Consider the following 14,038-nt stretch of genomic DNA (forward strand, 5'->3'; position numbering starts at 1 on the left):
ATATGAAAAAAGAAAATTTAAAATTGCCTAATCATAACCAAAATGTTTTTTTGGGTGTTTTTTCTTTAATTAACACTCATTTTTGAAAAGCATTTGTTGGGCCTTTCTTTTCTTTTGGTTATCCATTGATTTTTGTATTTATGATAGGTACAATTTATGGCTATGAATATATTATCGGCCCATCTATTACTATTGGCCCCATAGCAATTGCTTGTGTATCGTTGCCTTCTGCTTTATTTGAATTTAAAAAGTCGACATTATTTAAAAGAATAGGAACGTCAAAAATAAAACCTCTGTATTTTTTACTTTTTATAGCACTATATTATTTGATTATTATGATTTTGTCAGGACTGTGAACATTTTTGTTAGCTTTATTAGTATATGGGCCTCGTTATTATAATGATGGTAGAGTATTAAGTTCATATATGTTTTTAGGCAAACAGATGCAAATCAAAGCACCGTCTTTAAAATTAATGTTCAAAAACATTGAATGATTTGGTTATATTTATAGTTTTGTGATACTTTCAATTGTTAGCCTTGCAGTAGGATTATTTTTAGTTTCAATTTCAAGATCTGTATTAATGGTGCAAGCCATTGGTTCATCATTATTAATTATTTCTATGTTTCTTACAGGTCAAGTTATGCCCTTAGCATCAATAGCCAAATTTAAACCTATGTGATATATTGGATATCTTTCTCCTTTTAAATCATCAATAGTTCAAAATACTATGTCTTTCTTAGGTACATCAGAGCTTTCGCTAACAGTTACAATTGATAATCAAATAATCGATTTGACTCCTGCAAGCAATAATATGGCTTATTCATGAAATAGTATTAAAGAATATACAACTGGAATAGTTAAATATCATCAAGTTATGAATTCTAGTTATGGAATCTTTTTAAAAGGCAAGGAAAAAGAAATGCAAGAATTACTTTTAAATATGCCTAATAATTTAAGTACTTATGAATCAGGTTTTTCAATTATCAACAACAATTACAATATTTTTAAAGTTAACCAAATTTTTAATGCTCAAAATTTCTCATACAGCACGATTCAATTTTTATCATTTGAAGAATTTATGGAACTAATGATAACAGACGCATTTAACAATAAAACAGACGAAAACGTAAAATTACTGAGAGCATTAGCTAACTTTAAAAAAACACAAGATATTAATAATTTGTCTTTAACAGAAATTATAAATCTAGCTAAAAATAATGAACTTTTGAAGAATTTTTATTCATCGTCCTATGTAAAAATATCATCTAACTTCATTAATAAAAGCTCTATCATAAAAATCGGTTCAGTAACAGAAAATATTATTAATCACATTCTTCCATGGATTTGAAGTGGTTTATTATTTGGTGTTTCATCAAAAGTATTTAGATGAAACATAAGATAGTTTTACGTAATATTGATTTTAATTTACTGATTAACGCATTAAAAATGAAAAGAAACATACACAAATTTTATAATGTGTATGTTTCTTTTGTTTAAGCACAGTATGACCTATATATGCATTATTCATTCAATTTTTCATAACCAAAAATGTGGTCAAATAGCTATTTTCTCATACTTGCGAATATTTTAAAACGTTCCATATCAACCAGAAAAACTTAAATTAAGAATATACTATATGAACTAACTTATAAAAATAAATTTTTAAATAAAGGAGTAATATGAAAAATGTATTTTCAATTTTAAAACAAATAAACACATTTACCAGTTTAACACCTGTTTCGGTTGTGCAAGCTCAAAATGACACTAATAGTGAAACTAATGTTAACAATGAGCAATTAACAGAGCTTTTCAATAATATTATTAATGAAAATAGTGAACTTTTTGACTCACTTACAAATAAAATAAATAAAGAAAAAACATCCACTAAACAAATAATGAACAGCATAACTGAATCAGAAAAAGATCAATTATGTGACGCTTTAATAAATAAATATAAAAAAGCAAATTTATTAAGTGATGAAGTCCTAAAGAATATTGAGCTAAATAAAGAGGACTTTAAGAAAAATTTATTCGAACAAATAAGAAATAAGCTGTTAGAAGAAAAAAGAAATTCTAAAAATGAGAAAAAAGAATTAAATAAACAATTTGCTAGCTATTACAAAAGAATTGTTACTGATGCAAAAAATAAATTTGCTGTAAATGATGACGGAACAGAAAATAGCAAAAACATCTTTCAAGAAATTTCTATGTTTGAAGAATTGTTAAAAAATATAGAAGAAAATGTTCAACCACTAGCAAAGAAAATCAAAAACCTAAGAATAGCCTCAATGGCCTTCAAAGCTGGAGCTGTTGCTGCAGGTGCTATTGCTGCAGGTCTTTATGCATTAGCACCTTGAACCTTTGGTGCAACAGTACCATTTGCAACAGCAGCAACAGTAACAGCTACCACCCTTACTGCTGTGTCATCTATATTAGATATAATCACAAATAGCTTTGAAGAAAAACAGGCATTAGCTTTAAAATTAATTAATAATTTTAAAGAGTGAAAGACAAAACCCACATCATGAGTAATAAAAAAAGCAGTTTCATTTTCTGTAAAAATTGGGTATGTTAAATTTAAAGCATTATCATCAATTAGCTATAAAACTACTGAGCGTGCTATTAAATTTAGTGGTATTAGTGCGCTGTTATCTAGTTTTGGTGCAATAATAAATACTCATAAGCTGTCGGCTAGCATAAATGAATATAATAAATTCCAAGAATGAATGGATAAGTTGAAGTTAGCAACAGAGCAAATATCAATTCAAATTGGCAATATGAAAAATATTAAATGAATAGTAGTTAATGAAACACCTATGGATAAGCCTTATTGAAAAGGTGGCGTCGGTGGTAAGAATTTGCATTTTAAAAATACTGAAACTGGCGAAATAAAATCATTAGAGGAAATGCTAAAGTATACAAATTTTGAGTTAAGCTCTTGAAAACTGCTAAAGGTATATAGCAGAAAATATGGTTGATATATCAAAACATTTCCTAACAAAGTCAAATTTGATAATTTGGGTTAAGAGAGAGGTATAACATTGTTTCAAGATGGTTCGCTCACAGCCTTTGGCAAATTAATTATAGCCATAATATTTTGATTGCTTTTCATACTAGCTGACGGGTTATGGTCATTGATGTGTTTATGGTCCAAAAAAGTTAATAGTATCACCTATAAAAAAATATTAAAAGATAATTATTCATCATTAATGAATAACATTAATAAAAACCAACAAAGAAAAGTAAATAAAATTTGTTTCAATATATTTGACTCTAAATTAAAATTTTGAAAAAAAGAAATCATCATATGTAGTATTCTAAGTTTAGCTTCTTTCATTTTACTAATTGTCTGCATCTCAATTTTTATAATTAATTGGAAAGAGTTGCAACAATCGAGTTTTAATATAGATGATTTTGTTGAAACATGTCTTTATTTTTGTTTTTTACCTATTTTTACTATAACAAATAATTTAAAGACTATTTTTAAAATATATTCATTTTTTAGTATTAAAAAAATCCTTATAGAATGAAAAGACAAAAACGATAAATTACCTGATGAGTTATTGATAGAAAACACCCCAGATGTAGAGAATAAAGAAATGCTTGAAGTTTTTGTAAAAAATAATTTTAAATTAGAACGAACCTTAGATAATTTTAATTTTAAAACTATTATTAAAATCTTAAAGTCATGCAAAAGTTACGAAGAATTTTGTAATGAATTTTATTTTTGTGTTGTATGCAATTATCAAAATATTTCTGTAAATGGTGTTAGATTTGAAAAAGAAAACTTTTCATGGTTATGAAAAAATAGAGAGCATATTTATGAACATTTTTTTAAAAACAAAAAATAATTTTTTAGTAAAAGTTTAGGTGAAAAATATAAAATGAATAATGTTAATAAAAACACCTATGGATAAGCCTTATTGAGAAAAGGGCTTTGACGGTAAAAATTTACATTTTAAAAATACTGAAACCGGTGAAATAAAATTATTAGAGGAAATGCTAGAATTTACAAATTTTTAATTAAGTGTTTGGAATATGATGAAGGTATACACCAGTAAATACGGCGATATATAAAAACATTTCCTAATAAGTTGAAATTTGATAATTTAGGATAGAAAGGAAATAAAGTATGCTGTTTGAAAATGGTATAAGCACAATTTTTGATAAATTATTTTTCTTAACAATATTATGTTTAATATTTATCCTAATTGATACGATTTATTTATCAGTGTGATGATTTATTAAAAAATATAATATCAATTCATATTACGATTTATTGAAAAATAATTATCCATTACTAATGAACAATATTAACGAAGAAAACCAAGTGAAGGTTAACCAGAATTATTTTAATATGTTTAACAAGAAATTAAGATTTTGAAAAGTTGAAACCATTGTATATTCTATCTTTACGTTAGCTTCTTATCTTTGTTGAATTATAGGTTATATTCTTTTATTCACCGATTCAAAAGATAATAAGCATACAAACACTGATACAGCAACCTTCTTCACTGATTATTTTTACGTGTATTTTTCTCCAATAATAATGTTAGCTAATTATAGTTTTATGTTAAAAATATATAGATATTTTAAAATTAAAAAAGTTCTTAAAAAATGAAAAGAACAAAATAATAAATTATCAGACGAGATATTGATAGAAAACGCACCTGATGAAGAAAATCAAGAATTATTTAAAATTTTTGAAAAAAAGAGTTTTAAATTTGAACAATCTATGGTTAATTTTCCATTTATGTTCATTTTCAAACTATTAAAATCATGCAAAAATTATGAAGAATTTTGCGATGAATTTTACTTTTTTGTTATCAGCAATTTTAACAATTTTTCAGTAAATGGTGTTAGATTTAAAAAAGAAAACTTTTCATGACTATGAAAAAATAGAGCAAACATTTATAAAAATTTCTTTTAAAATAAAAAATAATTTTTTCGATTATTAATTATTAATAATTAATATAAAATAACTATTCAAATGAGCAAAAAAAGTATTATTGAAAGCGACTGAAAAGCTAAATTTATATTATTAAATTTTAATGAAGATTGGTATCCTTCATTATCTTTTTTTGTGACTGAATATTCTCAAAATTTATATGATGTTGTCTCCCTTTAATATTTTTTTAATAATTTTAATTATTAACAATTTTTACTATTAAGGAGATTTTATGTATGAACAAAAAAAAGAACAACTTCCTTATATCGTAGAACTTAAGGAAGTTGTTAAAGAATTTGATGGCAAAACTGTTCTAGCTAACATTGATTTAAATATTAAAAGAGGTGACTTTGTTACTTTGCTTGGGCCATCAGGTAGTGGTAAAACCACTATATTAAGATTAATTGGTGGTTTTGAAAAAACTACACGTGGTGAAATTAAATTTAATGGTTTAGACATTAAAGATTTACCACCACACAAAAGAGATTTATCAACTATTTTTCAAGACTATGCTCTTTTTCCACATTTAAATGTTGAAGGCAACATTAAATTTGGCTTACCCTTAAAAAGAGTACATAAGGAAGTGGTTAATCCTAAATATGAAAAGATGCTTGCTAAAAAGCAAAAAGAATGAGCACAATTAGCAAAAAAGAAAATGGAAGAGTTAGATGTTTTGCAAGATAAGTATATGGCTGAAATGGAGAAATTAAAGCCAAATACGATTACATATAGAAAAAGACAAAAATGACTTGATAAATCTGACTTTAACTATTCATATTGAGAAAATTATGTGGCTCAACAAACCGAATCTTTTGAAAATAAATATTTAAAAAGAAAATTAACTAAAGACGAAATGAATGATTTGGTTAAGGAATTTGTTAAATTGGTTGGTCTTGAAGGCAATGAAAAAAGATCTATTAGTGAATTATCAGGCGGGATGCGTCAAAGAGTGGCGTTAGCTAGAAGTTTAGTTATTGAACCAAGAATTTTACTTTTAGATGAACCTTTGAGTGCACTAGATGCGAAAATTAGACAAAAGATGCAAATCTTGCTTAGAGATATTCAAAAGAAATTAGGCATTACATTTATATTTGTTACACATGATCAAGACGAAGCTCTTGAATTATCAGATATGGTGGCAGTCATGCGTGCTGGCAAAATCGAGCAATACGACACACCAAAAAATATTTATGACTATCCAGTGAATAAATGAGTAGCATCTTTTATAGGCGATTCAAATATTTATGATGGTGTTTTTCACGCCAACGATTGTACAGTTGATATCTTAGGAAAGAATTTTAAAACCATCCATGATGAGAGTGAATTTGAAGATAATCAAGAGGTTGATGTCCTTATTAGACCTGAAGATATAGATATTATTTTAGCTGACGAGACCACCTCAAAAAGCACATCAAACAGAAAAGCAAAAGAAAAGCTAAGGGGCAAAATAGTTGAAATAGCATATCGGGGAAGTTATTATTATTTAAAAGTCAAATTAGATATGGGTCAAAACATTTTTGTTGAAACTGCCAAAAAATTTGAACAAGATGATATTGTTGATATTAGCTGAACTATCGACACAATTCATATAATGAATAAAGACGAAAAGTGAGATTATAAAACTAATGAATTTAAAAATTAAATCTAAATTAGCGTTCAATAAACGATTAATGTTTTTATTCCCATATATTTTTGTGGCTGTTTTATTGGTGTTTTTGCCAATTTTATTAATTGTGGTGAATTCTTTTTCACACATAGGCGATTCCAATTTTGATTCATTTGAATTGATTAAAGATAGTAAAACATGAAATAAGATTGGACGGAGTTTATTTGTTGGTATTATCTCAGCAATACTTTGTCTTCTTATTGGTTTTCCCTATGCTTATTTTGTAGCTAGAAGCAAAAATAAAATTTTACACATCTATGCTATGAGCTTTATTTTGAGCCCGTTAATAATTTTTACTATTGCTAAAATTTACGCTGTTAGAGGTTTCTTTCTTACAATGGTAACTAATGAAAATGACTTAAATGCGACTTGATTTATTATCTTTGGACTAACATATTTAAATTTACCATATATGATTATGCCTCTTTATTCAGTATTAAAAGATATGCCTCAAAATATAATCGAATCTTCAAATGATTTAGGTTATGGTCCATTTAAAACAATACTCAAAGTTGTATTTCCTTATAGCGCTAAGGCAATTTTAAGTGGGTTAGGTCTTATCTTTTTATCTAGTGCTACTAATTTTGTTATTAGTGATAAATTACTCCCTGATGGCTCTCAATTACAACTAATTGGAACTGTAATTAACAATTACACCAATCCATCTAACCAATATGAAGTTTCAATTGGCACAACACTTGTTATTGTTTCATCAATTATTTTTATAGGAACATATGCACTAATTAATTATTTACCAAAATTATTTGGGCTAAGAAAAAGAGGTAGCTATGAATAAGTTTTTTAAATGATTAAAAAGAATATATATTCACATTATTTTACTAATTGTTTATATTCCATTATTTTATGCTGCTATTTTTAGTTTCAACAGCCCAACAAGTAAAGGTTTTGTTAGAGCATCATGAAACGGCTTTACTACACTTAATTGAGCAACCTTTTTTAATGAAGGGCGTGGCGCTGCCTTAGTAAATTCGATTATTATTGCCTTTGTTGTATCTATTTTGGTTGTTGCAATTTCTTTATTTACCTGTTATGGCATGTGAAGACAAAAAAACAAAAATTATGGTAAATGAGTTCTTCGATCAAATAACATACCATTAATTAATCCTGATAATATTACAGCAATTGGTTTAGCTTTATTATTTAGTGCTCTATTCGGTACATTAGCTAGCACCAAAGAAGGTTTATTCAGAGGTATTATAGGTCATACTGTTATGGCATTGCCTTATGGTATTACCCTAATGTTTCCACGTAGCGAAAAATTTAATGCTTCATATTTAGAAGCTGCACAAGACTTGGGTTATAACAAAATCAGTGCTTGATTTAAAACTTATTTTATTCATATGTTACCTTCAAGCATTTTTGCTGGAATTGTTGCTGCTTTTTTAAGTTTTGATGATTTTATTATTTTAAGAACTGTTTCAAATACTTCATCACTTGGAACAAAATTATACGAAGGCGAATTTAGATCTTGGGGTTTAGTTGTAGGTGCTGCTTTATTAATTCTTGTTATTACTGGAAACATTTTTTACATATCATTTAAATCGCTTCGTGGCAATAAGAATAGTAGTGTACTAAAAAAAGATACTTCTAAAAATTTAACTGTACAAACAAGTGTACAAAATATTGCAGGAGGTGATAGTAATGAAAAACAATAAATTCTTAAATTTTTGTAAAACACAACTTTTTACAAGAAAAACCGGCTATATTGCTATTGCTGCTAGCGTACCTGTAATTTTTAGTTCTGTTGTTTCTTATAAGTATTTAGCTAATAAATTCAAACCAGTTTTCTATAACTATCAATCATATATGGATGATCATATTGTTAGTAGAATAAGTGAAGATTTTGACTTTAAACAATTTTCAGTTTTAAATGAATTTACAAAAGCGATTTTGACGCATAAAGCTGCTGGCGGGATAGGTAGTGATAGTCAAGCAGCTAAGTTATTAATTAATGATCACCATGGTGCCCCACTGTTAAGAAGATTTACCAAAAAAGACTTTAAAACAATGTTTTTGGCACAATGAAATGATGCTGAATCAGTTGAAGAAAATTTAAAAAAAATTTATACGCCGCTTGTTTTTGATCACTTAAAATCTTATGATAATCTTTTTGAAGATTTAGATGCTTTTGATGAAAAAGGCAATCCAATTAAAGGCAAAAAACAAAAAGATTTAGCTGAAGAAGATAAAATACATTTATACAATTATTTTGTTCCATATTTCGCACAAGATATGGTGATCGCTTATAATCCTCAAAAAATAGCTAAATACAAAAAGTTATATACACCTATAAGCGAAAGTGAGCCAGAAGAGCCTAGCGATGATGCTAGCGATAAGGAAATTAAGGAATACGAACAAAAAAAACAAGTTTACGATCAACTGTATCACGAAGCAATTAAGCCCTACTTTTCAAAAGTACATAATGATTTAGAAACACAAATAAATAAAAAAATAAAGGATTTAATTGATCCTGAAACCGTTCAAATTCAAATGCATGATATATTGAAACTAATTCGTAATCCTATAAGTAGTACAAATGAAAATGAAGCATTTCACTATTATGAATATACCGATGCTGTAAGGGACAATATGATTTATGGTTCATCATATAGATTGGATACTAAAAGTGGAAAACATATTGCTCAACCCACTGGTAAAGCAGTTGTAGAGGAAGAAACATCTTTTACTAAAAGAAAGATTAAAACTGAAATATATAAAGATTTAATTGATCAATTTGTAGATATGTTTCATCATAGCACGGGATATAAACTTACTAACACTGAACACGTTAGAACATCTGGTAATGGACAAGATTTACTTAATACATTAATTGATCCTCTTAAGAAAACTAATGTTGGTATTATTTATAACGGTGATGCACTAGATGCTTATTATTCATCAGATAATATTGCTAATAATGATGTGCCTAATGGAACTGTTAGATTTATAAGACCTTCAACCAATTTACTGCTTGTTGATGGTTTTGTTATAGCTAATTCAACTGATGAAGAAACAGCTCAAAAAATGATTACAACTGCTGAAGCTACATTCTTAGGTGGGCTTGATCAAACACAAGATCACTGAAGCGTAGAGAATTTAGCTAATGCTAAAAAAAATATATCTAATGATAAAGATGTTAAACAAACATACAAAGACTATGGGGCATACTTTAATTTTGATTATGTTAGATATACACCAGCATTTAAAAATATTTACAATTATGTTTTAAATCATGAATTTGAAGATGATATTTATACAGGCTTTAGTAAAGAATTCAATAGCTATCAAAGAACATATCTAAAAAATCTCTATAAAATCGAAGAGAAATATGAATTTGATGCTTACAAGTCGCCAGATAAAAATAAAGAAGATCTGAATGATTTACAAGGTTTTACCTACTATGTTAAACATGTACCAATTAGTCCGGTTACTAACCAAATTCAAACACTAATTAATATTTACTATGATTATAAACTTAAAGGATAATAATTATAGTTTTGTATAATTATTGCATTTATTAGGAGGTTAATATGAATAATGGTTTGCGCAGGAGAGCAGCTTCTGCAAATGCTTTTACTTTGGTGATTGGAATAGGGATGCTTTTCTTTTTGATGTTTGGACTAATTCTACACTCTATTTTTGTAGCAAGTATTATTTTCTTTACATTTACTTTTTTCTGTTTTATCTTATTCTTAATCGGCAAACTTGTAACCGCTTCATATCTTAAAAAACTATTTAAATCAAATAATAATTTGGATAAACAAACAATGCTCTTAATTGCATGTGCTTCATGTATTGCGGCGTCTGTTTATTTAAATAGCGATAAATCAGATTATGGAAATGTTGATGATATTGAAATAGTTATTTAATTTATAATTTCTTTTAGCAAAATAATTTTTTTGTCTATAATTGAAATATTATTTTTTAATTGACATATAAACTTAATATAAGGAGGCATGATGGCTATAGTTCCAAAGCGTAAAACATCTAAACAACGTAAGCATAATAGACGTTCACATGATGCACTACCAGTTCAAAATTTAATTTCATGTAAAAATTGTTCTCAATTAATCCAACAACATCGTGTTTGTGAACATTGCGGTTTTTATAAAGGCAGCAAAGTTGAAGGATATAAAAGTTTAAACTTACGTAATAATTAATTTTTAAGCCAACAAAGGTTGGTTTTTTAATAACTTAATTAATATTTAATATAATAAGAAGTTATATGGGGACACTTAATCACAGTAGCAATGATGCAAGAAATGCTCTTATTATTTTAATCTCGATTTTAACTATTAGCATAATTGCTATTAGTGTTTTTCTTGGTTTTTATTTTAGAAGTAAAAAAATAAAGCACATTAAAAATAAAATCGAGTCTATGAAAAAAGAAATTAGTAATATTTCAAATAATCGTTCCATGACTATCGCACGTTTTGAATCAGTGGCTGAGTCTAAAAGTGACTATAAAAAAGATTTAGAAGCCTTATTAGCAATTGATAGAAAAATGCAAACAATCTACGATACAGCTTTTACACTTTATAATAGATTGGTTTCTAATTTGTCTAAATTTTCAAGTAATGAGTTAAAGCCCACATTTAGAAAATTTGAACACTGTTATAATGACTATTTGAACAAACATTCACAATTTAAAGCAATTTCAAATACTCTAAATACCCACTGAAATATTATTGATAATTTAAGTTCTGATTCAACTAAAATACTTAATGAGCTTGAAAAATATATTAAAAAAAACAAATCCAAAATGCAACATTCTTATGAAGTTATATCTCATGAGCTTGATTTGTTAAAAAAAGAAACATACAATTTTGAAGATAAAAAAATAAATGATGAAATAACAAATGTTTCAGCTGAAATTAATGAGCATGAAAGAAAAATTAATTCTTTTGCTAAAAAAGTTGACAACATTGTGGCACTTGAAAAAGCAATTTTCAAAACCTTGCCCGAAATTCTGGATGTTGCATATAATAGTGCTTATCAAAAGGAATCTATTGCTAATCTTAAAACAAGAGTTGCAACATTACAGACCGATTTTAATACAATGCCTTATCAGACTCAACTTGAAAATGTAAGAAAAATTTATAGTTCTTATTTTGCAGCAATTAATTTTACTAAGGTAGTCCATGAATTAAATACTTTTTTAAGAAAAGAATTTGATAAAATTGAAACTATTTATAAACGAACTAATCAACAAATTTCGCTGTTTTTCGGTTGGATTGAAGAAAATATTAATAATACAAAAGACGCCAGTGATTTTAGATTGCATAAAAATTTATATGATACGTCGATGCTTGATTTTGAAAATATTAAACAGTGAATTAAGCAAAATCAAGATATGGGCTTTTTGGAAATTCAAAACTTTTTTGAACAATATCGCACAGTTATAAACTATCTTAATAATAAATTATCTGAATATAACTTACAGCAAGCTAGAAAACTATACAATGAATTTTATTTTTCAATTAATAATGTGTGGTTTTATAAAGTTTTAACACTTAGAAATTTAATTGAATCATCGTCTAATAATGATTTAGAATTCAAAAGATTGGTTGAATTGAATTTAAAAATAAACGATGATTATAAAAAAAATCAAAATATTGATTTAAAAAGCGATTTGTGACTGTCTTGAAATGATTCATTAATTGGATTATATAAAAAGGTTTACCCACAATATATTTATAAACAAATGGTGGAAATATTATTACAAAAAATTTCACCTAAAAGAAATAATAATACAGCCGAAATAAATGAAATAATGCTTTATGTAAATCAAAACATTGTGGCACTAAAATATAAAGAAGCATTTGAAATTCTTGCTATTTCAGTTCAGGAGAATAAATTTTAATATGTTTGAAAAGATTTTAATTAGATATGGTGAGTTGACACTTAAAGGAAAAAATAGAGATAATTTTATAACACAACTGGCAAATAACATAAAAAAAATAACTGGTGAATTCCCTAAGATTGAATTCGACAGAATATATTTATCATATTCAGAAACAAATATGCAAAACTTAAAATATGTTTTTGGAATAACTAGTTACAGCCCTGTTTTAGTGTGCGAAAATGACATAGAAAAAATTGCTAAAATGGCTTTAAAACTGGTAAATAAGGAAAATAAAACATTCAAAATATCTGCTAGAAGGAACAACAAAAATTTTGAGCTTACAAGTGCTCAAATAAATCAAAAAATTGGTGCCTATGTTCTCAATCAATGTGACTGAATAAAAGTTGATGTGCATAGTCCTGATTGCAATATTAATATTGAAGTTAGAAAAGATACAACATATTTATTTTGTGACTTTATTAGTGCGCTAGGTGGTTTACCTGTTGGTATAAGTGGTAATGTTCTGCACCTTATGTCTGGTGGAATTGATAGTCCAGTGGCTGCTTTTGAACTTATGAAACGTGGTTTAAAAGTACATTTCCTTTCTTTTGTTTCCCCACCTCAAACCGATGATAAAACTATCAATAAGATGAAGCAACTAGTTTCCCTATTATCAAAATATCAAGGTAAAACAGATTTTTATTTAGCTAACTATTCTAAAATTATGAATTTTATTTCATTTACATCTAATGAATCATACAGAATTAACTTAATGCGCAGAAGTTTCTATCGTATTGCATCTACATTGGCTAAAAGCAAAAAAATCATTGCCCTATCCAATGGCGAAAATTTAGGTCAAGTGGCTAGCCAAACTCTTGAAAGTTTATCAACAATTGCTTGTGCAAGCGATTTATTGATATTAAGACCATTATTGACTAATGACAAAATTGAAACTATCAACATAGCTAAACAAATTGGAACGTATGATTTATCGATTGAAAAAGCAAAAGAAACTTGCGAACTATTTGCTCCTAAATCGCCAGTTACTAAACCTAATTTACAAACAGCTATTGATTTAGAAAAAGAACTAGTTAAATTACCAGAATTAGAAAAAGACTTACTTGATAATTTTATTAAACATTTAGTTATTGATTAGTATTACATAAGTGTTGATTATATCTGGACAAAAAAGACTCAAAATTTTACAATTTCGAGTCTAATTTTTTCCTGAGTTTCCGAGTTGCTAATTAATTTAGCAACTTTTTTAATGTCCTATATTACTTAAGTAATATAGAAAAAAATATTTTTATCTATACATTATATACCATTTATGATATAATTTAGGTGTTATGAGTAAATCTTTATATATTATGAAAACAAAAAATGGAAGTAGAAATAATCAAAGCTATTATGTTTTTGTTGCTACTTCTGCTGGTTATGGAAAAGGATATAAAAAAATAGTTTCATTAGGTAACCTAGAATCTTTGGAAGCAAAAAATCCACAATGTATTGAAATAATGAAAAGTGTTGTTAAAACTATGACATCTGATGATGAAC

General features: G+C 26.8%; 13 protein-coding genes. All 13 read left to right on the top strand.

Features of this window, described 5'->3' with window-relative positions; genetic code table 4:
* Positions 1 to 2: 2 nt before the first annotated feature.
* Entirely contained in the window at positions 3 to 1,403 is a 1,401-nt protein-coding gene (locus T386_RS0100250; protein ID WP_029513176.1) for an ABC-2 transporter permease, read from the top strand.
* 277 nt (positions 1,404 to 1,680) lie between these two features.
* Positions 1,681 to 3,027: a hypothetical protein gene (locus T386_RS0100255; protein ID WP_029513177.1), complete on the top strand. Its 1,347-nt coding sequence runs from the start codon at positions 1,681 to 1,683 to the stop codon at positions 3,025 to 3,027.
* Between the two features lie 111 nt (positions 3,028 to 3,138).
* Entirely contained in the window at positions 3,139 to 3,852 is a 714-nt protein-coding gene (locus T386_RS0100260; RefSeq protein WP_029513178.1) for an MAG0920 family protein, read from the top strand.
* Between the two features lie 281 nt (positions 3,853 to 4,133).
* Complete coding sequence (locus tag T386_RS0100270) at positions 4,134 to 4,931, top strand: MAG0920 family protein (protein ID WP_029513179.1); 798 nt, start codon at positions 4,134 to 4,136, stop codon at positions 4,929 to 4,931.
* A 250-nt stretch (positions 4,932 to 5,181) separates the two neighbouring features.
* Positions 5,182 to 6,591, top strand: coding sequence for an ABC transporter ATP-binding protein (locus T386_RS0100275; RefSeq protein ID WP_029513180.1), 1,410 nt, complete (start codon positions 5,182 to 5,184; stop codon positions 6,589 to 6,591).
* Positions 6,575 to 7,411, top strand: a complete 837-nt coding sequence (locus T386_RS0100280; RefSeq protein ID WP_029513181.1) for an ABC transporter permease — start codon at positions 6,575 to 6,577, stop codon at positions 7,409 to 7,411. The genes T386_RS0100275 and T386_RS0100280 overlap by 17 nt, the downstream gene beginning before the upstream one ends.
* The gene (locus tag T386_RS0100285; protein WP_029513182.1) at positions 7,404 to 8,291 is read left to right on the top strand and encodes an ABC transporter permease; all 888 of its coding nucleotides are present in this window, start codon (positions 7,404 to 7,406) and stop codon (positions 8,289 to 8,291) included. Before T386_RS0100280 ends, T386_RS0100285 begins: the two co-directional genes overlap by 8 nt.
* The gene (locus tag T386_RS0100290) at positions 8,278 to 10,122 is read left to right on the top strand and encodes a type 2 periplasmic-binding domain-containing protein (protein WP_029513183.1); all 1,845 of its coding nucleotides are present in this window, start codon (positions 8,278 to 8,280) and stop codon (positions 10,120 to 10,122) included. The genes T386_RS0100285 and T386_RS0100290 overlap by 14 nt, the downstream gene beginning before the upstream one ends.
* 44 nt (positions 10,123 to 10,166) lie before the next feature.
* Complete coding sequence (locus tag T386_RS0100295; protein WP_029513184.1) at positions 10,167 to 10,505, top strand: hypothetical protein; 339 nt, start codon at positions 10,167 to 10,169, stop codon at positions 10,503 to 10,505.
* A 90-nt stretch (positions 10,506 to 10,595) separates the two neighbouring features.
* Positions 10,596 to 10,796, top strand: a complete 201-nt coding sequence (gene rpmF / locus T386_RS0100305; RefSeq protein WP_029513185.1) for a 50S ribosomal protein L32 — start codon at positions 10,596 to 10,598, stop codon at positions 10,794 to 10,796.
* Between the two features lie 65 nt (positions 10,797 to 10,861).
* Positions 10,862 to 12,499 carry a hypothetical protein gene (locus T386_RS0100310; protein WP_029513186.1) on the top strand — a complete coding sequence of 546 codons (1,638 nt, stop codon included), beginning with the start codon at positions 10,862 to 10,864 and terminating at the stop codon, positions 12,497 to 12,499.
* A 1-nt stretch (position 12,500) separates the two neighbouring features.
* On the top strand, positions 12,501 to 13,637 hold the full coding sequence (gene thiI / locus T386_RS0100315; RefSeq protein WP_029513187.1) for a tRNA uracil 4-sulfurtransferase ThiI: 1,137 nt from the start codon (positions 12,501 to 12,503) through the stop codon (positions 13,635 to 13,637).
* A gap of 214 nt (positions 13,638 to 13,851) precedes the next feature.
* Positions 13,852 to 14,038, top strand: a 187-nt coding sequence (locus T386_RS0100320) for a hypothetical protein (protein WP_029513188.1), incomplete at its 3' end; no start/stop codon positions are given.

The organism is Mycoplasmopsis primatum ATCC 25948 (assembly GCF_000702785.1).
Classification (GTDB): domain Bacteria; phylum Bacillota_I; class Bacilli_A; order Mycoplasmatales; family Metamycoplasmataceae; genus Mycoplasmopsis; species Mycoplasmopsis primatum.